Annotated in this window: 17 protein-coding genes; 7 read left to right on the plus strand and 10 right to left on the minus strand. The window is 68.9% G+C overall.

What is annotated here, in order from left to right:
* Positions 1–33 precede the first annotated feature (33 nt).
* From bamA to rpsB, 10 genes are all read right to left on the minus strand, one after another.
* Positions 34–2,499: an outer membrane protein assembly factor BamA gene (gene bamA, locus ABB33_RS05795; protein WP_056931464.1), complete on the minus strand. Its 2,466-nt coding sequence runs from the start codon at positions 2,497–2,499 to the stop codon at positions 34–36.
* Positions 2,500–2,570: 71 nt separating this feature from the next.
* Positions 2,571–3,929: an RIP metalloprotease RseP gene (gene rseP, locus ABB33_RS05800; protein WP_056931465.1), complete on the minus strand. Its 1,359-nt coding sequence runs from the start codon at positions 3,927–3,929 to the stop codon at positions 2,571–2,573.
* A gap of 26 nt (positions 3,930–3,955) precedes the next feature.
* Entirely contained in the window at positions 3,956–5,170 is a 1,215-nt protein-coding gene (locus tag ABB33_RS05805; RefSeq protein ID WP_056931466.1) for a 1-deoxy-D-xylulose-5-phosphate reductoisomerase, read from the minus strand.
* Position 5,171: 1 nt separating this feature from the next.
* Positions 5,172–5,993 (minus strand): phosphatidate cytidylyltransferase, encoded by an 822-nt coding sequence (locus ABB33_RS05810; protein WP_054666828.1) that lies wholly within the window; start codon positions 5,991–5,993, stop codon positions 5,172–5,174.
* Positions 5,990–6,739: a polyprenyl diphosphate synthase gene (uppS, locus tag ABB33_RS05815; protein WP_054668728.1), complete on the minus strand. Its 750-nt coding sequence runs from the start codon at positions 6,737–6,739 to the stop codon at positions 5,990–5,992. The genes ABB33_RS05810 and uppS overlap by 4 nt, the downstream gene beginning before the upstream one ends.
* A gap of 27 nt (positions 6,740–6,766) precedes the next feature.
* Positions 6,767–7,324, minus strand: coding sequence for a ribosome recycling factor (frr, locus tag ABB33_RS05820; protein ID WP_054666826.1), 558 nt, complete (start codon positions 7,322–7,324; stop codon positions 6,767–6,769).
* 159 nt (positions 7,325–7,483) lie between these two features.
* Entirely contained in the window at positions 7,484–8,212 is a 729-nt protein-coding gene (pyrH, locus tag ABB33_RS05825; RefSeq protein WP_054666822.1) for a UMP kinase, read from the minus strand.
* Between the two features lie 110 nt (positions 8,213–8,322).
* Positions 8,323–9,828, minus strand: coding sequence for a GGDEF domain-containing protein (locus ABB33_RS05830; RefSeq protein ID WP_056931467.1), 1,506 nt, complete (start codon positions 9,826–9,828; stop codon positions 8,323–8,325).
* A 179-nt stretch (positions 9,829–10,007) separates the two neighbouring features.
* A complete protein-coding gene (gene tsf / locus ABB33_RS05835; protein WP_056931468.1) occupies positions 10,008–10,889 on the minus strand; it encodes a translation elongation factor Ts in 882 nt (293 codons plus the stop codon).
* A 132-nt stretch (positions 10,890–11,021) separates the two neighbouring features.
* Complete coding sequence (gene rpsB, locus ABB33_RS05840) at positions 11,022–11,828, minus strand: 30S ribosomal protein S2 (RefSeq protein WP_054666816.1); 807 nt, start codon at positions 11,826–11,828, stop codon at positions 11,022–11,024.
* 324 nt (positions 11,829–12,152) lie between these two features.
* On the opposite strand from rpsB, the gene map reads away from it, so the two are divergent.
* From map to ABB33_RS05875, 7 genes are all read left to right on the plus strand, one after another.
* Entirely contained in the window at positions 12,153–12,944 is a 792-nt protein-coding gene (gene map / locus ABB33_RS05845) for a type I methionyl aminopeptidase (protein ID WP_054666814.1), read from the plus strand.
* Positions 12,941–15,589, plus strand: a complete 2,649-nt coding sequence (locus ABB33_RS05850) for a [protein-PII] uridylyltransferase (protein ID WP_056931469.1) — start codon at positions 12,941–12,943, stop codon at positions 15,587–15,589. Before map ends, ABB33_RS05850 begins: the two co-directional genes overlap by 4 nt.
* Positions 15,589–16,620, plus strand: coding sequence for a 2,3,4,5-tetrahydropyridine-2,6-dicarboxylate N-succinyltransferase (gene dapD, locus ABB33_RS05855; protein WP_056931470.1), 1,032 nt, complete (start codon positions 15,589–15,591; stop codon positions 16,618–16,620). The genes ABB33_RS05850 and dapD overlap by 1 nt, the downstream gene beginning before the upstream one ends.
* A 46-nt stretch (positions 16,621–16,666) precedes the next feature.
* Positions 16,667–17,023 carry an arsenate reductase gene (locus ABB33_RS05860; RefSeq protein WP_056931471.1) on the plus strand — a complete coding sequence of 119 codons (357 nt, stop codon included), beginning with the start codon at positions 16,667–16,669 and terminating at the stop codon, positions 17,021–17,023.
* 13 nt (positions 17,024–17,036) lie between these two features.
* Positions 17,037–18,164: a succinyl-diaminopimelate desuccinylase gene (dapE, locus tag ABB33_RS05865; RefSeq protein ID WP_056931472.1), complete on the plus strand. Its 1,128-nt coding sequence runs from the start codon at positions 17,037–17,039 to the stop codon at positions 18,162–18,164.
* 336 nt (positions 18,165–18,500) lie between these two features.
* Positions 18,501–20,186, plus strand: a complete 1,686-nt coding sequence (gene asnB, locus ABB33_RS05870) for an asparagine synthase B (RefSeq protein ID WP_056931473.1) — start codon at positions 18,501–18,503, stop codon at positions 20,184–20,186.
* Positions 20,187–20,343: 157 nt separating this feature from the next.
* Complete coding sequence (locus ABB33_RS05875) at positions 20,344–20,769, plus strand: RidA family protein (RefSeq protein WP_082595002.1); 426 nt, start codon at positions 20,344–20,346, stop codon at positions 20,767–20,769.
* The last annotated feature ends 27 nt before the right edge of the window (positions 20,770–20,796 follow it).

Consider the following 20,796-nt stretch of genomic DNA (forward strand, 5'->3'; position numbering starts at 1 on the left):
CGGGGCATTGCCCCCGGGTGCGCGGGCAGCGCCTTAGAACTGCCCGCCGAAGGTGAACTGCAGGCGCTCGATCTCGTCGCCTTCCTTCTTCTTGAGCGGGAAGGCATAGCTGATCGAGATCGGGCCGACCGGGGCGCGCCACAGCAGCGCGACACCGGCCGAGGCACGCAGCTCGCCCGCGTCGAAGTTGTCGGTTCCGTTGTAGACGTTGCCGAAGTCGAGGAAGGCCGATACGCGCGCCGACGGGCTGTCGAACAGCTTCGGGAAGTATGCCTCGACCGAGCCGACCGTCTTCAGCGAGCCACCCAGCGGCTGGCCGCGGTAGTAGCCACCGATGATCTCCGAGCGCGGGCCCAGGGTGTTGTCGCGGAAGCCACGCACCGAGTTGGTGCCGCCGGCGTAGAAGTTCTCGAAGAACGGCAGCCCCGACGCCTTCACCTGGCGGTGCTTGGCGGTGGGGTTGGTGGCGCAGTCCACCACTTCGGTGGTGCCTGGCGTGCCCGGGACGGCCGGCTTGTCGCCATCGGCCGGAATGCCGGGGACCGCAGGCGTCTCGAACCAGCAGATGTCGCGCACCTTGTCGTTGCCGTACGAGTCGCCGTAGCCGAACTCGACGCGGGTGTTGATCACCAGCGACGGCATGATCGGCCAGTACTTGGAGATCTGGTAGCTGAGCTTGTAGTACTCGGCGGTGGAGCCGGGCAGCGTGGCTTCCAGGCCCAGGCGCTGGTAGGTGCCGCGGGTCGGCATGAAATAGTCGTTGCGGGTGTCGCGCGCCCAGCCCAGTTCGGTACGCCAGGAGTGGAAGGTGCGCGTGCCCATCGCGTCGATGTAGTCGATGATCGACTGCGGGGTGTAGGTCGGGTACGTGGTGATCTGGTTGCTGTCGATGCCGAACATCAGCGAGAAGCTGTCGTTCTCGGTGATCGGCACGCCGAAGATCATCTGCGCCGAGCCGTTGGTGCTGTTGTACTGGGCGGTGTTGAAGTCCGAGTAGTCCAGCTCGCGCCAGGACAGGTTGTAGCCCAGCGAGACGCCGTCGTCGGTGAAGTACGGGTTCATGTACGAGAAGCCGTAGCGCTGCAGGTAGCTGCTGCGCGAGGCCTCGACCGACACGCGGTTGCCGCCGCCCAGGAAGTTGTTCTGCGACAGCTGCACCGAGGTGGTCATGCCGTAGGACTGCGAATAGCCCAGGCCGAACACGAAGCTGCCGGAGGTGGTTTCCTTGACGTTGTAGACCACGTCGACCTGGTCGTTGCTGCCGGTGACCGGCGAGGTCTCGACGTCGACCGATTCGAAATAGCCCAGGCGCTGCAGGCGGATCTTGGAGCGGTCGATGGCGGCCTGCGAGTACCAGGCGTTCTCGAACTGGCGCATTTCGCGGCGCAGCACCTCGTCGGCGGTGCGGGTATTGCCCTTGAACACGATGCGCCGCACCGACACGCGCGGGCCCGGCACCACCTGCATGTTGACCGCCACCGTGCGTTCGGCGCGGTTGCTGGTCGGGATCGGGTTGACCTTGGCGAAGGCGTAGCCGACGTTGGACAGGGTATTGGTGATCGCGTCGGCGCTGAACTCCAGCAGGCCGCGCGAGAACGTGTCGCCGGCCTTCTGGAACACCATGCGCTCGACGTCTTCCTGCGGCAGGATGGTGTCGCCGGTGACCTTGATCTCGGAGATCTTGTACTGCTCGCCCTCGGTCACCCCGGCGGTGATGAACATGTCGCGCTTGTCGGGGCTGATCGAGACCTGAGTGGAATCGACGCTGAAATCGACGTAGCCGCGGTCCAGGTACCAGGAGTTGAGCTTCTCCAGGTCGCCGGACAGCTTTTCCTTGGAGTACTGGTCGTCGCGGCGGTACCACGAAGCCCAGTTGTGCTCCTTGGATTCCCAGGTATCGAGGATGTCCTCGGACTCGAACTTCTCGGTGCCGACCAGGTTGACGTGGCGGATCTTGGCCGCCTTGCCTTCCTTGACCGCGATGGCCACGTCCACGCGGTTGCGGTCCAGCGGGCTCACCGTGGGGGTGATCTCGACGTTGTACTTGCCGCGGTCGTTGTACTGGCGGCGCAGCTCCTGGGTCACGCGGTCCAGGCTCAGGCGGTCGAAGGTGCCGCCCTCGTTCAGGCCGATGTCGGCCAGGCCCTTGAGCAGCTGCTCGCTCTTGATGTCCTTGTTGCCGGTGACCGTGAGCTTGTTGATCGCCGGGCGTTCCTTGACCGTGACCACCAGGATGTCGCCCTGGCGGTCCAGCTGCACGTCCTCGAAGAAGCCGGTCTTGTACAGGGCGCGGATGGTCTCGCCGACCTTGGCGTCGTCGACGCGGTCGCCGCGTTCCACCGGCAGGTAGGTGAAGACGGTGCCGGATGAGATGCGCTGCAGGCCGTCCACGCGGATGTCGCTGGCGGTGAAGGGCTCGGCTGCCTGTGCGAGCGCGGGCGCGGCCAGACCGGCGGCGAGGGCGAGGGCAAGCAGGCGGCGATTGGGAAGTCGCGTCATGTCACGTCCGGTTGGAGTCGATTTCATTGTTGCGTGGGTGCCGGCGTATGACGACGTCAGCGGGAAAAAGTTCATCTTGGGAACAGCCCGAGGATGTCGTTGTAGAACGCCAGCCCCATCAGCCCGGCCAGCAGCGCCAGGCCGACATATTGCCCGGCGGCCATGGCGCGTTCGCTCAGTGGGCTCCCCTTGAGCAACTCGATAAGGTAATACAGCAGGTGACCGCCGTCCAAGATCGGGATCGGCAGCAGGTTGATGATGCACAGGCTCAGCGACAGCAGGGCCAGGAAGTACAGGAACCAGTCCACCCCGCGCTCGGCCGAGGCATTGGCGACGCGGGCGATGGTGATCGGGCCGGAAATGTTCTTGACCGAGGCGTGGCCGGTCAGCATCCGCCGCATCATGCCCAGCGAGTCGCTGGCCAGGCGGCCGCTCTCGCGCACCGCGGCCGGCAGTGCCGCCAGCGGACCATACTGCTGGCGCGCATCGTAGGCCGGTGCCTGGCCGCTGACGAAGCCCACGCCCAGCAGCCAGCGGCCGTCGCCCGCCCCGCCTTGCGCCTTGCGCGGCAGCACTTCCAGGGCCAGGCGCTGGCCGTCGCGCTCGACCTCGATCATGCCCGGGCCGCCGCGCTCGCCCAGCTGCTGCACCAGCGGCGCGACCTGGTCGGCGCTTTCCACGCGCTGGCCGTCGACGGCCAGGATCAGGTCGCCGCGCTGCAGGTGGCCGCTGGCGGCCGAGTCTTCGGTGACCGAGTCGACCTGTGCCGGCTGCAGCTGGAACTGCCAGGCCAGGCCGGCCTGCTGCGGCACCGTGCGCTCGTCGAACCCGGCGGGCAGGGTGGACAGCGGCAGCACCCGGGTACGCGGGGTGTCGAGCGCGTCGAGCACCCGGACGCGGGCGTCCTGACGGTCCATGGCGGCGGTGGTCAGGGCCATGCTGGCCTCGGCCCAGGTCGCGACCGTGCGGCCGTCGATGTCGATGATGCGGTCGCCGGCCTCGAGTCCGGCGGCCGCGGCCATGCCGGCGCTGCGGCCGAGGGTGGCCGAGTAGTCCTGGCGGCCGATCACGAACATCGCCCACAGCAGGGCGATGCACAGCAGCAGGTTGGCGGCCGGTCCGGCAGCCACGATCGCGATGCGCTGCCACACGCTCTTGTTGTTGAAGGCCACGGCACGCTCGCCGGCCGGCACTTCGACCTCGCGCTCGTCGAGCATCTTCACGTAGCCGCCCAGGGGAATGGCGGCGATGGCGAATTCGGTGCCGTTGCGGTTGCGGCGGCTCCACAGCGGGCGGCCGAAGCCGACCGAGAAGCGCAGCACCTTCACCCCGCAGCGCCGCGCCACCCAGTAATGGCCGAATTCGTGGAAGGTCACCAGCACGCCGAGGCTGACGATCATCCACCACACGGAACCGAGGAAGTCAGCCATGGGCGTGGCTCGGATGGAAGACGGGGTCAGGCATGGGGCAGGCGGGCGATGGCGGTGGAGGTGACCTGGCGGGACCGGGCGTCGGCCGCCAGCAGGGCGTCCAGTGTATCGGCAGCCATGTAAGGCAGTGTGGACAGCGCATGTTCCACCAGCGCGGGGATCGACAGGAAGCCTATGCGGCCCTGAAGAAAGGCTGAAACGGCAACTTCGTTGGCGGCGTTCAGGATCGCCGGGGCGCTGCCGCCGGCCTCCATGGCCTGCCAGGCCAGGCGCAGGCAGGGGAAAGCGTCCAGGTCGGGTGCCTCGAAATCGAGCCGGCCCTGGGCCAGCAGGTCGAGCCCGGCCACGCCCGATTCGACGCGCCGCGGCCAGCCCAGGCCCACCGCCAGGGTGGTGCGCATGTCCGGCAGGCCGAGCTGGGCCAGGGTGGAGCCGTCGATGAACTCGACCAGCGAGTGCACCAGGCTCTGCGGGTGCACCAGTACGTCGATGCGCGCACCCGGCACCCCGAACAGGTGGTGGGCCTCGATCACCTCCAGGCCCTTGTTCATCAGCGTGGCCGAATCGACCGAGATCTTCGGCCCCATCGACCATTTCGGGTGCGCCACCGCCTGTGCCGGGGTCACCGCCTCCAGCTCGGCGCGGCTGCGGCCGCGGAACGGGCCGCCGGACGCGGTGAGCAGGATGCGCCGCACGCCCGCGCCCTCGACGCTGGCATCGCGCGAGCGCAGGCACTGGAAGATGGCGTTGTGTTCGCTGTCGATCGGGATGATTTCCGCACCGGCCGCCGCCGCTTCGCGGGTCAGCAGTTCGCCGGCCAGCACCAGCGATTCCTTGTTGGCCAGCAGCAGGCGCTTGCCGGCGCGGGCGGCGGCGAGCGTCGAGGACAGCCCGGCCGCGCCGACGATGGCGGCCACCACGGTGTCGCAGGCGTCGCCGGCGGCAAGCGCGTCGATGGCCGCGGCGCCGGCGTGGGCCGCGGTCGCCAGGCCGGCATCGCGCAACCCGTCGCGCAGGCGCTCGTACAGTGCCGGATCGGCGATGGCGGCGTGCTCGGGGCGGTGGCTCCGGCACAGTGCGATCAGCGCGTCGACGTTGTTGCCGGCGGCCAGCACGCTGGCGCGCATCTGCCCCGGGTGGCGGGCGATGACGTCCAGTGCCGAGCTGCCGATCGAGCCGGTGGCGCCCAGGATCGCGACCCGTCGCGGGCCGGCCTGGTTGGGAAGCGGGTTGGCGGACATGTCAGAAGCCGAAGATTTCCTTGCCCAGCGCGAATACCGGCAGCGCGGCAAGCACCCCGTCGATGCGGTCGAGCACGCCGCCGTGGCCGGGGATCACGTTGCCCGAATCCTTGAACCCGGCGTGGCGCTTGAGCAGGCTTTCGAACAGGTCGCCGAGCACCGAGGCCAGCACCGTGATCGTGGCCACCAGCAGCAGCCAGCCGATGGCGCCGGGCTGCACGCCGGCCAGCCAGCCGAAGCCGACGGCGACGACCAGACCGGCGACCAGCCCGCCCAGCAGGCCCTCGATGGTCTTGTTCGGGCTTACCCGCGGCGCCAGCTTGTGCCGGCCGAACGCGCGCCCGGCGAAGTACGCGCCCGAATCGGCGGCCCATACCACCGCCAGTGCGGTCAGCAGCCAGCGGTTGCCGTGCGGCTCGCCGGCATGGATCAGCACCAGCGCCGCCCAGGCCGGGACCACCGCCAGGGTGCCCGCGGCCAGCTTGAGCATGCGCGCGGCGCTTTCCTCGTGCGCGCCGAAGTTGAAGAAGCGCAGCCACAGCAGCGCGAGCAGCCAGAAGCCGACCCCGATCAGCGAGGCCAGCTGGAACAGCACCAGGCTGCCGGCCGATGCCCATACCAGCAGCACCATCAGCAGCAGGTTCAGCACCAGCAGCACGGTACGCGGCAGCCCGTCCACGCCGGCCATCCGGAACCATTCCCAAAGCCCGGTCAGGAACACCAGCGCGGCGGCGGCGGCCAGCCATTGCGGGGGCAGCAGCAGGATCGCGCAGATGGCCGTCGGGGCCATGATCAGCGCGGCGATGACTCGGGTCTTGGTCATGGGGAAACGGTCTCCGGGGCCGCCGCGGCGACCTGTGCGCTGGTCAATCCATAGCGGCGTTCGCGCCGCGCGTAGTCGTCCAGGGCCTGCTGCAGGATGCCTGCGTCGACATCCGGCCACAGCACGTCGGTGAACCACAGTTCGGTATACGCCAACTGCCACAGCAGGAAATTGCTGATGCGGGTATCGCCGCCGGTGCGTATGAACAGGTCCGGTGGCGGCAGGTCGGCAAGCGCGACGTGGCGGCCGATCAGGTCTTCATCGATCTGTCCGGGCTGCAGGGCGCCGGCGGCGACCTGTTCGGCGAGCAGCCGCGCGGCATGGGCGATGTCCTGGCGGCCGCCATAGCTGGCGGCCACGTTCAGGGTCATGGCGTCGTTGCCGGCGGTGCGCTGTTCGGCCCGCTGCATGCGCTGGACGATGCCGGCGGCAAAGCGCGAACGTTCGCCGATGAAGCGCACGCGCACGCCGCGGCGGTCGAGTTCGTCCACCTCGCGGTCGAGCGCGCCGAGGAACAGCTTCATCAGTGCATCCACTTCTTCCTGCGGCCGCCCCCAGTTCTCGCTGGAGAACGCGAACAGCGTGAGCGCGGCGATGCCGCGCTCCAGGCAGAAGTCGATGGTGCGGTTGACCGCGCGCGCACCGGCGCGGTGGCCGATCATGCGCGGGCGGCGCCGCTGCTGCGCCCAGCGGCCGTTGCCATCCATGATGATGGCAACGTGCGCGGGCAAGCCGGGTGCTGGCATGCCGTTGGGCATGGCGGAAGGCACCGGTCAGACTGCCATCAGTTCCTGTTCCTTGAGCTTGACCACTTCGTCGACGTCCTTGATCGCCTTGTCGGTCAGCTTCTGGATCTCGTCCTGCGCGCGACGGTCCTCGTCCTCGGTGATCGCCTTGTCCTTGAGCAGCCTGGCCACTTCCTGGTTGGCGTCGCGGCGGACGTTGCGGATGGCGACCTTGCTGTCCTCGCCTTCCTTGCTGACGGTCTTGGCCAGCTCCTTGCGGCGCTCCTCGGTCAGCGGCGGCAGGTTGAGGCGGATGGTGGTGCCCACCGTGGTCGGGGTCAGGCCCAGGTCGGAAGCGTAGATGGACTTCTCCACTTCCTTGATCATGTTCTTGTCGAACAGGGTGATGACCAGCGAGCGGCCTTCGGAAACGCTGATGCTGGCCACCTGGTTCAACGGCGTGTCGGTGCCGTAGGCCTTGACCTTGATGCCGTCCAGCAGGGCCGGCGACGCGCGGCCGGTGCGGATGGTGGTGAGGGTGTGGCGCAGAGCGTCGATGCTCTTGGCCATGCGCGCCTGCGCATCTTGCTTGATGTCGTTGATCATCGCCGGAATCCTGGATGTTTCTGGAACCGGCCGATTATAGGCGAACAGCCCTGCTGGCCGGGCGGGAATCGTGAAGCGGGGCGCGGCCGATCCCCGCGCGCCCGGTGCGTGGCGCCGCGCGCGGCGGCCGCCGGCATGGCCCGCATCGCGGGCCGGGGGTCAGTGGGCGTCGCGGCCGTGCACCAGGGTGCCGATGTTCTCGCCGCGCAGGATCTTCAGCAGTTCCCCGGGCTGGCCCATGTCGAACACGCGCAGTGGCAGGTCGCTGTCGCGGGCCAGGGCGAAGGCGGCGGTGTCCATGACCTCCAGGCCCTGGCTGATCACCTGGTCGTAGCTCAGGGTGTCGTAGCGCACCGCGTCGGCATGCTTGTTCGGGTCCTTGTCGTAGACACCGTCGACCTTGGTGGCCTTGAGCAGCAGGTCGGCGCCGATCTCGATGGCGCGCAGCGCGGCACCCGAGTCGGTGGTGAAAAACGGGCTGCCGACGCCGGCGGCGAAGATCACCAGCCGGCCCTTCTCCAGGTGGCGGATGGCGCGGCGGCGGATGTAGTCCTCGCACACGTCGTTGATCTTGATCGCGCTCATCACGCGCGCCTTGGCGCCGAGCTTCTCCAGCGCGTCCTGCATGGCCAGCGCATTGATGACCGTGGCCAGCATGCCCATCTGGTCGCCGGTGACGCGGTCCATGCCGCCGGCGGCCAGGCCGGCACCGCGGAAGATGTTGCCTCCGCCGATGACCAGCGCCACCTCGGCGCCGGCCTGCTGCGCCTCGATGACCTCGCGCGCCAGGCGGTTGATGACCTTGGGGTCGATGCCGTAGTCCTCGTCTCCCATCAGCGCCTCCCCGGAAAGCTTCAGAAGGATGCGTTGGTAGGCGAGCTGGGACATGGGCGACCTCGATGGCTGGAAAACGCGGGAATTCTAACGGATCGAAGGCCTGCCGGGCAGCGCTTTTGTTGCACTGCAATGACGAACTCCGCTTCTGTGCCCGCCCGTGTTCAGCCGGAAGCCGGTTGCGGCTCGGGGGCGCGGGCGATCACCCGGTTGCGGCCCAGGCTCTTGGAGCGGTACAGCACGTCGTCGGCGGCCCTGAGCAGGTCCTGCACGTTGGCGAAGCGCTCGTAGTCGCCATGGGTGGCCACGCCGGCGGAAAAAGTGACGTGCAGCGGCGCGCCTTCGATCTCGGCCATCGGCGTCTGCGCGATGGTGTCCAGTACCCGCCGCACCACTTCCAGTGCGATGCGTTCGTTGGTGTCGGGGAACAGCACCACGAACTCCTCGCCGCCGAAACGGGCGACGGTGTCGCTGGTGCGCAGCTGCTCCTGCAGGTGCGATGCGAACGACTGCAGCACCCGGTCGCCGGCCAGGTGGCCGTGGGCGTCGTTGATCTTCTTGAAGTCGTCCAGGTCGATGAAGGCGATCGACAGGGGCCGGTTCATGTGCGCTGCGCGGGCGAACTCCTGCTCCAGCACGGTCTCCAGGTGCCGGCGGTTGAGCACCCCGGTCAGGGCGTCCAGGTGCGCCTGCTCGGCCAGGCGCCGGGCCATCAGTTCGAAATCGTCGGCACGCCGGCGGGTGGCCGAGGCATCCTGCAGTTCGCGCAGGTTGCGCAGCTCCTTCAGTTCCTCGGCATGGTCGAGCAGGAAGCGCAGGCGCGCGGAACTGGGCACCGGCACGTCGAGCAGGGCGCACAGCTCGGGCAGCATCTGGCTGACCCGCTGCAGCACCAGCTCGAAGCCCTGGCTGTCCATGCCCAGCTCCCGGTAGGCCCGCTGCAGCGCATGGCTGCGCGCGGCGTCGGCGTCGGCGGCCAGCCAGATCTCGGCCACGCAGCCGGACAGCGCGATGCAGCGCTGGAACAGGTCTTCCGGTTCTGCCGGCGGTTCGCTGTTGGCGATGGCCTGGACCAGATAGCGCGGCAGGTGCCACTGTTCGCACAGCTGGGCACCGGCATCGGCATGGCTGCAGCCGAGGATCGCGCGCTCGTGGAGCAGCAGCTCCTCGTTGCTGGCGGCGTTGTCGAACAGTGCCGGGTAGGTGTCCGGGCTGGCCTGCATCAGCGCCAGCGAGCCCACGTCCTGCAGCAGCCCGGCGAGCATCAGTTCCTCGACGCGGCGCACTCCGCTGCCGAGGCCTAGGAACCGCGCGGCCAGCGCACACAGCACGCTGCGGCGCCAGATGCGCTCCAGCAGGCGCGGGTCCAGGCCGTCCTTGCCCACCGCGTTGGCCAGCGAGAAGCCGAGCGCCAGCTGCAGGGTCGCGTTCAGTCCGAGCATGGTCAGCGCCTGGCCGAGGTTCTCGATGCGGCGCCGGCTGGCATACAGCGGGGAGTTGGCGATGCGCAGCATCCGCGCGCTCAATGCCATGTCCATCGCGATGGCGTCGGCCGCGGTGGCGATGTCGGTCTCCGGGTCCTGCGCCAGCTCGATGATGCGGATGGCGATGCCCGGTGGCGAGGGCAGGTTGCGGCAGAGTGACAGCGCTGCGTTGAGCTCGGGGGACATGTCGGGGAGGTGTTCAGCAGGCCATCAAGGATACAGGCGGGGCGGGTACAAGGATGTTTGCGTCACAGTATCGGGCAAAGGGACTTGAAGTCCACAGGAAAAGCCGGGTTGGCCCGGATGGCGGAAAAAAAGAAGCCGCGGAGTCCGCGGCTTCTTCTGGGTTCCGGATCGGGGTCTGGTCAGACCTGCATCGCCTTGGCGACTTCGGCGGCGTAGTCCTCGACCACCTTCTCGATGCCTTCGCCGACCATCAGGCGCTGGAAGCCGACGACGTCGCCACCGGCGGCCTTCACGGCCTGCTCGACGGTCTTGTCGCTGTCCAGCACGTAGTTCTGGCCGTACAGGGTGACTTCGCTGATGATCTTGTTGATCTTGCCGCTGATGATCTTCTCCAGGATCTCGGCCGGCTTGGCCTTGTCCTTCTCGCTCATCTTGGCCAGCTCGATTTCCTTTTCCTTGGCCACGAACTCGGCCGGCACGTCGGCGGCCTTGTTGTGCGGCGGGTTCATCGCGGCCACGTGCATGGCCAGGCCGTTGGCCAGCTCGGCGTTGCCGCCGGCCAGGTCGACCAGCACGCCGATCTTGCCGTTGCTGTGCACGTAGGCACCGACGGTGTTGTTGCCGTCGACCTTGGCCAGGCGGCGGATCTGGATGTTCTCGCCCAGCTTCTGGATGGCGGCGGTGCGGGATTCCTCGACGGTCTCGCCGGAAGCCAGCTTGGCCGACTTCAGCGACTCGATGTCGCTGGCGCCGGAGGCCAGGGCGGCAGCGGCGACGGCGTCGACGAATGCCTTGAAGTTGACGTCGTTGGCGACGAAGTCGGTTTCCGAGTTCACTTCGACCAGCACGGCCTTGCCACCGTTCACGGCGACGCCGATGCGGCCTTCGGCGGTGACGCGGTCGGCCTTCTTGTCGGCCTTGGCGGCGCCGGACTTGCGCAGGGCTTCGGCAGCGGCGTCGATGTCGCCGTTGTTTTCGGCCAGGGCCTTCTTGCATTCCATCATGCCGGCGCCGGTGCGCTCGCGCAGTTCCTTGACCAGGGAAGCGGTGATTTCAGCCATGGGATTACCTCAACGATAGAAAGGGGCAGGCCGGCGATGATCGCCGGCCGTTGTTACGTGGCCCTGTCAGTGGCCGGCGCCGCTGGGCGTCGCTGCAGGGGAGGCGGGCGCCGGGCGCCCGCCGGGTGTGCATCAGGCCGAAGCCTCGTCGCCCTTCTTGGCGCCCTTCTTGGCCGGAGCGCGGCGGGCCGGCTTGGCTTCTTCGGCGGCAGCGGCGTCGGCGAACTCTTCCTCGCGCACCGAAGCGGCGTTCGGGGCCGAAGCCTTGCCTTCCAGCACGGCGTCGGCGGCGGCGCGGGCGTACAGCTGCACGGCGCGGATGGCGTCGTCGTTGCCCGGGATGGCGTAGTCCACCAGTTCCGGGTTGTAGTTGGTGTCGACCACGGCGATCACCGGGATGCCGAGCTTCTTGGCTTCCTTGATGGCGATGTCTTCATGGCCGATGTCGATCACGAAGATCGCGTCGGGCAGGCGGTTCATGTCCTTGATGCCGCCCAGCGAGGCTTCCAGCTTGTCGCGCTCGCGGCGCAGGCCCAGCACTTCGTGCTTGACCAGGCGCTCGAAGGTGCCGTCGGTTTCGCCGGCTTCCAGTTCCTTCAGGCGGGCAACCGACTGCTTGACGGTGCGGAAGTTGGTCAGGGTGCCGCCCAGCCAGCGCTGGTTCATGAACGGCATGCCGCAACGCTCGGCCTCTTCCTTGATGGCATCGCGCGCGCTGCGCTTGGTGCCCAGGAACAGGATGGTGCCGCGCTTCTGGGCAACGGACGAGATGAAGTTCATCGCGTCGTTGAACAGCGGGACGGTCTTTTCCAGGTTGATGATGTGGATCTTGCCGCGGGCGCCGAAGATGTACGGGGCCATCTTCGGGTTCCAGTAACGGGTCTGGTGGCCGAAGTGGACGCCGGCTTCCAGCATCTGGCGCATGGTGATCTGGGACATTGCAGAACTCCTGACGGGGAACCGGCGATTCCGCCCGCGGGCAAAGTGTGCGGGACGCGTGGAAGCGCGATGGGTTCCGGGGTTGGGCTTCCCTGCTGCCTCCGTGGCCGAACTCCTCGCGGAGCACCCCGGCACGGATGGGGGCAGCAGGTGTGGATTCACCGGTGACGCCCGGCGTGGGCGGCCCGCGCTGGCACGGGGCCGGCAACGGAGCCGCGGAATTATAGGGTGCGCGGGGGCGCGGCGCAAATTGCCCGGGCGGCCGGGTGGCCGGGGCGCGGGAAAACTCGTTCAGGCAGGCGCCGATGGGTGATAATGGCGGGCATGAGCGTGAACCTGAAAACCCCCGAAGAAATCGCCAAGATGCGCATCGCCGGCCGGCTGGCGGCCGAAGTGCTGGACATGATCGGCGCGCACGTCAAACCCGGTGTCACCACCGAGGAACTGGACCGCATCTGCCACGACCACATCGTCAACGTGCAGGGTGCCGTCCCGGCCAACGTGGGCTACCGCGGCTTTCCCAAGACCCTGTGCACCTCGGTCAACAACGTCATCTGCCACGGCATCCCCAGCGAGGCCAAGGTGCTCAAGGACGGGGACATCGTCAACATCGACGTGACCGTCATCAAGGATGGCTGGCACGGCGACACCAGCCGCATGTACTACGTCGGCACGCCCTCGGTGATGGCCAGGAGGCTGGTGGAGACGACCCGCGAAGCCATGTGGCGCGGCATCCGTGCGGTGCGGCCCGGCGCCACGCTGGGCGACATCGGCCATGCGATCCAGGAATACGCCGAATCCGAGCGTTTCAGTGTGGTGCGCGAGTACTGCGGCCACGGCATCGGCAAGGTCTACCACGACGAGCCGCAGGTGCTGCATTACGGCCGCCCCGGGCAGGGGCTGGTGCTCAAGCCGGGCATGACCTTCACCATCGAGCCGATGATCAACGAGGGCACCCGTTACACCAGGGTGCTGCCCGATGGCTGGACGGTGGTCACCAAGGACCGCAAGCTCTCGGCGCAGTGGGAGCACATGGTGGCGGTGACCGAGGATGGCGTGGAGGTGCTGACGCTGTCGCCGGCCGAGGCCGAACACGCGCGATCCGGGGCGGCATGAGTCCACAGCCGGCGGATCTGGTCCAGCACGTACCGGACGCGCCGGCCGACCCCGCGGGCGACGCGCAGTGGGCGGCCACGGCGCGGCAATCACTGGCCCACGCCGATGCGCGGCTGTGCCGGCGCTTCGAGCAGGGCGACAACATCGAGCGGCTGCTGGCGCTGCGCACGCGCTGCGTCGACCAGTTGATCCAGCAGGCCTGGCGGCGCTGCCTGGCCGGTGCTGACGGCCTGTCGCTGTTCGCGGTCGGCGGCTACGGCCGCGGCGAACTGTTCCCGCGCTCGGACATCGACCTGCTGGTCCTGGGCGAGCCGCACGTGCAACAGGCCAGCGAGGCCGCGCTGGCGCGGCTGTTCGCGCTGTTGTGGGACGCCGGATTGCCGGCCAGCCATGCAGTGCGCTCGGCCGCGCAGTGCGTGCAGGCCGCAGCCGACCAGACCGTGCTCACCGCGCTGATCGAGGCACGGCCACTGTGTGTCGCCGCGGGGGCACAGCAGGCGCTGGCGCGCGCGGTATCGCCGACCCTGATCTGGCCGGCACGCGACTACTTCCTGGCCAAGCGCGAGGAACTGCTGCTGCGCCACCAGCGGTTCGGCGACACCGCCGACAACCTGGAACCGGACATCAAGGATGGCCCCGGCGGCCTGCGCGACCTCAATACCCTGGGCTGGATGGCGCTGCGCGCGTTCGGCGTGGGCGACATCGACGCGCTGGTCGGGCTCGGCCACCTCGGGCTGGACGAGGCCGCCGCGCTCAAGCGCGAGCGCGCGGTGCTGGCGCGACTGCGCTTCGGCCTGCACCTGGTCGCGCAGCGCGCCGAGGAACGGTTGCGCTTCGACTACCAGAAGGCGCTGGCCGAGCGCATGGGGTTCGCCGACGACGCCGGCAACCTCGGCGTGGAAAAGATGATGCAGGGCTTCTACCGCAGCGCGGCGGTGGTGCGGCGGATCAGCGACCGCCTGCTGCAGCGCTTCGAGGAGCAGTTCGACGGCGAGGCGTCGCCCGAGCCGGTCGGCGATGGTTTCTCGCTGCGCCGCGGCTACCTGTCGGCCGACGATCCGCTATGGCCGCATGGCGACATCGCCCGCATCTTCGCCCTGTTCGCCTGCTGGGCACGCACGCCGCAGGTGCGTGGCCTGCATTCGCTCACCGCGCGTGGCCTGGCCGAGATGCTGGACGAGATTCCGGCCTATACCGAAGTGGACGCGGCGGTGCGCGAGCAGTTCATCGCCCTGCTGCGCGGCCCGCGCGCGGTGGACACGCTGGCGCGCATGGCGCGGCTGGGCGTGCTCGGGCAGTGGATACCGGCCTTCGCGCAGGTGTCCGGGCGCATGCAGTTCGACCTGTTCCACGTCTACACCGTGGACCAGCACACGCTGATGGTGCTGCGGAACATCGGCGTGTTCGCCGCCGGCCGCGCCGATGAGCGGTTCTCCATCGCCCATGAAGTCTGGCCGCGGCTGCGCAAGCCCGAACTGCTGCTGCTGGCCGGGCTGTTCCATGACATCGCCAAGGGCCGTGGCGGCGACCATTCCGAACTCGGCGCGCTGGATGCACGCGCGTTCTGCGCCGCGCACGGCCTGAGCGCCACCGACACCGACCTTGTGGCCTGGCTGGTGGAGCAGCACCTGCGCATGTCGGTCACCGCACAGAAGCAGGACATCACCGACGCGGAGGTGATCCACCGCTTCGCCGGGCTGGTCGGCAGCCGCGAACGGCTGGACTACCTGTACCTGCTTACCTGCGCCGATATCGCCGGCACCAGTCCCAAGCTGTGGAACGCTTGGAAGGACCGGCTGCTGGCCGACCTGTATTTCGCCGCGCGCCGCGCCCTGCGCGAGGGCCTGGAACAGCCGCTGCCCGAGGCCGAGCGGGTGCAGGAGGCGCGCGCCAGCGTGCGCGAGCTGATGCGCGCGCTCGGCCATGCCGATGCGGTGATCGAGCGCCAGTTCAGCGCGATGCCGGACGAGAGCTTCGTTCGCTTCCGCCCCGAGCAGCTGGTGTGGCAGGCCACCTCGCTGATGGAAGTGGCGCGTGGCGGCACCCTGGTCAGGGCACGTCGGATCGCGCCGGAAAGCGACGCGCTGGAAGTGTTCGTGCACTCGCCCGACCGCGACGGCCTGTTCGCCGCGATCGTGATGACCCTGGATCGCGCCGGCTACAGCATCCACCGCGCGCGCGTGCTCGACGGGCCGGAAGACACCATCTTCGATACCTTCGAGGTGACCCCGGCCGGCAGCTTCGCCGACGGCGACACCGCGCGCCTGGAACTGCTGCTGCGCAAGGCGCTGGCCGGGAACATCCTGGTGCTGCGCCCGGCACGGCGGGTGATTCCGCGCCAGCTCCGGCATTTCCGCTTCGCGCCGCGCATCGAGTTCATCGAGAACGCCGAGCATGCGCGCACGGTGTTGAACCTGGTGGCGCCGGACCGGCCGGGCCTGCTGGCCGATGTCGCGCACGTGCTGCGCGACCAGCAGCTGCGGGTGCAGGATGCGCGCATCGCCACCTTCGGCGAGCGCGCCGAGGACCAGTTCCAGCTGACCGACCGCCACGACCGCCCCCTTACCGAAACCTCCCGGCAGGCCCTGCGCGATGCATTGCTGGCCTGCCTGGAGCCCGACAGAACGCCAGGAGACCCCCGCTGATGGCCACCCGGAAGCCTACCGCCAAGAAGACCGCCCCGAAGAAGACCGCGCCGAAGAAGGTTGCGCCGAAGAAGGCCGCTGCCGCGGCGGTGCCGGCCAGCAGGCCGGCCAGGGCCGCGCCCGGGAAAACGTCCGCGGCCAGGCCGAAGGCGATGGAATCGATCGGCCCGCGCAGCCTGCGCAAGCCGCCGGCGCCGGGCGTTGCGGAAATGAAGTTCGGCATCGAGAGCGCGTTCGAGCGCCGCGCGATGCTGACCATGGACGAGATCGAGGGCTACACCCGTCCGCTGGTCAACCGCGTCATCGACGGCCTGGAGTCGGGCGAGTTCCGGGTCGCCGAGCCGGATGGCAATGGCGGCTGGAAGGTCAATGAGTGGTTGAAGAAGGCGGTGCTGCTGTACTTCCGCGTCAACGACATGAGCGTGATGGATGGCCGCCCGGCGCCGTTCTGGGACAAGGTCGAATCGCGCTTCGCCGGTCATGGCGAGGCCGAGTTCCGCGCTGCCGGGGTACGCGTGGTGCCCGGCGCCATCGCCCGCCGCGGCTCCCACTTCGGCCGCGACGTGGTGCTGATGCCGAGCTTCACCAACATCGGCGCGTACGTGGGCGAGGGCACCATGGTCGATACCTGGGCCACGGTCGGTTCCTGCGCGCAGGTCGGCAAGCACTGCCACCTGTCCGGCGGCGCCGGCATCGGCGGCGTGCTGGAACCGCTGCAGGCCAGCCCGACCATCATCGAGGACCACTGCTTCATCGGTGCGCGCTCGGAAGTGGTGGAAGGCGTGGTGGTCGGCCACCACAGCGTGATCGGCATGGGCGTGTTCCTGAGCCAGAGCACGCGCATCTACAACCGCGCCACCGGCGAAGTCAGTTACGGCTACATCCCGCCCTACAGCGTCGTGGTGTCCGGCTCGCTGCCGAGCAAGGACGGCACCCACTCGCTGTACTGCGCGGTGATCGTCAAGCAGGTCGACGCCCGCACCCGCAGCAAGACCAGCGTCAACGACCTGCTGCGCGGCCTGGCCGACTGATGTTCCTCCTCTCCCTCGCCGGAGAGGGCAAGCCCTGGATCCTGCAATGACCACTCTTTACGGACTCAAGAACTGCGACACCTGCAAGAAGGCCAGCAAGTGGCTGGACCGTTTCGGCGTCGCCTACACCTTCATCGACTACCGCGAGCACAAGCCCAGCCCCGAGACCCTGATTGAATGGGCGGGCAAGGCCGGTGGTTTCGAGGCACTGGTCAACAAGTCCTCGACCACCTGGCGGCAGCTGCCCGATGCGCGCAGGGCGCCCGGCTCCGAGGCCGAGTGGAAGCTGCTGCTGCGCGAGTACCCGCAGCTGATCCGGCGCCCGCTGGTCGTCACCGATGACGGCGCGCTGAGCCAGGGCTTTTCCGACAACGGCTTCAAGCAGCGCTTCGGCGTGGGGTGACGGCATGCGGCCGATGAGCGACGTGGTGGAGCTGGCCTGCGAACTGATCGCGCGGCCGTCGGTGACGCCGGACGATGCCGGCTGCCAGCAGCAGGTGGCCGACCGCCTGCAGGCGGCCGGTTTCCAGTGCGAACACCTGCGCCTGGGCGAGGTCGACAACCTGTGGGCCACCCACGGCAGCGGCGCGCCGGTACTGGTGCTGCTGGGCCATACCGACGTGGTGCCCAGCGGCCCGGTCGCGGCATGGCGCAGCGACCCGTTCCGGCCGGAGGTACGCGATGGCGTGCTCTATGGCCGTGGCGCGGCCGACATGAAGGGCAGCGTGGCCGCGTTCGTGGTCGCCGCCGAGCGGTTCGTCGCCGACCACCCCGACCATCCCGGCACCCTGGCGGTGCTGCTGACCAGCGACGAGGAAGGCGACGCCATCGATGGCGTGCGCCACGTCGCGCGCCTGTTCCGCGAGCGCGGGCAGCGCATCGACTGGTGCATCACCGGCGAGCCCTCGTCCACCGCGACCCTGGGCGACCTGCTGCGCGTGGGCCGCCGCGGCAGCCTGTCGGCGAAGTTGCAGGTCAGGGGCGTGCAGGGCCATGTCGCCTATCCGGACAAGGCGCGCAACCCTATCCACCTGGCCGCCCCGGCGCTGGCCGAGCTGGCGGCGCGGCACTGGGACGATGGCTACGAGAGCTTCCCGCCGACCAGCCTGCAGATCTCCAACATCAATGCCGGCACCGGCGCCGGCAATGTCATCCCCGGCGACCTGCAGGTGATGTTCAACCTGCGCTACAACCCGCACTGGGACGCCGGGCGGCTGGAGGCGGAGATCGCCGCGCTGCTGGATCGCCACGGCCTTGATTACACGCTGCAATGGCACCGCAGCGGCGAGCCGTTCTATACCCCGGAAGGCCGCCTGCGCAGCGTCGCGCGCGAGGTGCTGGCCGGGTTCGCCGGCGCCATGCCCGAGGAAAGCACCGGTGGCGGTACCTCCGATGCCCGCTTCATCGCGCCGCTGGGCGCGCAGTGCATCGAGGTGGGGCCGGTGAACGCCAGCATCCACCAGGTGGACGAGCACGTGCGCCTGGACGACCTGCGGGCGCTGCCCGACCTGTACCGGCAGTTGATCGCGCGGTTGCTCGCCTGATCCGCGCCCGGCCGCCGCAGGGGCGTGCGGACGGGCGCATCGGTTGCCCACGAAACAGTTGCACGCCATCGCGGGGCCACGCTATCGTCGGCCCCATGAACCGCAACGCCTGCGCCAACGTGAACGTGTCGAACAATCGCAATAATGCGGTTGCGAACAATCGCGCGCGGCCGATGCGGGTCTGCGACTGAGCCACAAGCACCATACGCCCAGTGACCAGAAAACCCGCATCGGCCGATGCGGGTTTTTTGTTGCGCGTGTGGTTCCCCCCACAGGAACCCGGCCCTCCATGGCCGGGAATTCAACGAAAAACCCCCACAACCAGGAGCAGTCCCCATGTGTTCCATCTTCGGCATCTTCGGCCTGCAACCGGGCGACGACCTGCAGGCGCTGCGCCGGCAGGCACTTGAGCAATCGCAGCGCCAGCGCCACCGCGGCCCCGACTGGAGCGGCGTGTACGTGGACGAGCGCGCCATCCTCGTGCACGAGCGCCTGGCCATCGTCGACCCGGCCGGCGGTTCGCAGCCGCTGCTGTCCGAGGACGGCACGCTGGCGCTGGCGGTCAACGGCGAGATCTACAACCACCGCGAACTGAAGCAGGAACTGGTGCAGCCCTATGCGTTCCAGACCGGCTCGGACTGCGAGGTGATCAATGCGCTGTACCGCGAGGACGAACCTGCGTCGTTCCTCAACCGGCTCAACGGCATCTTCGCCTTCGCCCTGTGGGACAAGCGCGCCGGACGCGCGATCATCGCCCGCGATCCGATCGGCGTGGTGCCGCTGTACTGGGGCCACGACAAGCAGGGCCGCCTGTGCGTGGCATCGGAGATGAAGTCGCTGGCCGATACCTGCGCCGACGTGGCGCAGTTCCCGCCGGGGCACTGGTACGACAGCGCCACCGGCGAGCTGGCCCGGTACTACGAGCGGCCGTGGCGCGACTACGACGCGGTGCAGGGCGTGGAGGTGTCCCGGCAGGAACTGCGCGAAGCCTTCGAGGCCGCGGTGCACCGCCAGCTGATGACCGACGTGCCCTATGGCGTGCTGCTGTCCGGCGGCCTGGATTCGTCGCTGGTGGCGGCCGTGGCCGCGCGCTATGCACGCCATCGCATCGAGGATGGCGACCGCAGCGAGGCCTGGTGGCCGCGTCTGCACAGCTTCGCCATCGGCCTTGCCGGGTCGCCCGACCTGGCCGCGGCGAAGATCGCCGCCGACATGCTCGGCACCGTGCACCACGGCTTCGAGTACACCTTCGAGGAAGGCCTGGACGCGCTGCCGGAAGTGATCCGCCACATCGAGACCTACGACGTCACCACCATCCGCGCCTCCACGCCGATGTTCCTGCTGGCGCGGCGGATCAAGGCGATGGGGGTGAAGATGGTGCTGTCCGGCGAGGGCAGCGACGAGATCTTCGGCGGCTACCTGTACTTCCACAAGGCGCCGAACGCGCGCGAGTTCCACGAGGAGCTGGTGCGCAAGCTCGACGCGCTCAACAACTACGACTGCCTGCGCGCCAACAAGTCGATGATGGCCTGGGGCGTGGAGCCGCGCGTGCCGTTCCTGGACCGCGCCTTCCTCGACGTGGCGATGCGCATGGACGCCAGCCACAAGATGGTGGACAAGGCCAGCGGCCGCATCGAGAAAGCGGTGCTGCGCGAGGCGTTCGAGGGCTACCTGCCGAAGGAAATCCTGTGGCGGCAGAAGGAGCAGTTCAGCGACGGCGTCGGCTACGGTTGGATCGACGGGCTGAAGGCGCATGCCGAGGCGCAGGTGAGCGACCGCGAACTGGCCGCCGCCGACAAGCGCTTCCCGTACAACCCGCCGCAGACCAAGGAGGCGTACTACTACCGCAGCCTGTTCGAGCAGTTCTATCCGACCCCGGCCGCGGCCGAGACGGTGCCGGGCGGCAAGTCCATCGCCTGTTCCTCGCCGGCGGCGATCGCCTGGGACGCGAGCTTCGCGGCCATGGCCGACCCGTCCGGCCGTGCGGTGGCCGGTGTGCACGCGCAGGGACTGGCGGGGTGAGCCGGGGGGCGGCGCGCGCCGTGCGCCGCCCTGTCTTCATCCACCGCCCGACGCGCCTGTCCCCGGGGACGGGCGCGTCCGTTCCCATCGCGCCGTTGGCGGCCCCTGCCGGAAGCCGCCATCGCCGCTCATCTCTCTCCGGTCAACGGCGCTTCCGATGCGTGCGTGTTGGTTGCTGGTATCGGGTCTGCTGTGCGTTCCGCCTGCCCGCGCCGCGGAGGTGCCGCTGGAGCGCCACGCGCTGGGCAGCTGGGAGGCGGATATCGGCTATGCCGGCGTGGTGCGCGACGGCGACACCCTGCATGTCTCCGGCGTGCCCTGCCGCGGCCGGGACATGCAGGCGGCGGTACAGGCGTGTTATGGCGCGCTCGCGAAGATCCTGCAGCGCTTCGGTGCCGACAGCAGCCAGGTGGTGAAGGAAACCGCGTATACCACCGACATGGACGCACTGGTCAAGGCCATTCCCGCGCGCAAGGCGTTCTTCGCCGACGGCAGGTACCCCGCCGCGAGCTGGGTGCAGGTCAGCGGCCTGTTCAACGCGGGGGACATGCTCGAGATCGAGTGGACGGTGCGCCTGGAATAGCCCCGTCCACCTGCGGGCCGGCATGTC

Origin of the sequence: Stenotrophomonas acidaminiphila (assembly GCF_001431595.1) — a bacterium.
Lineage (GTDB): Bacteria > Pseudomonadota > Gammaproteobacteria > Xanthomonadales > Xanthomonadaceae > Stenotrophomonas > Stenotrophomonas acidaminiphila.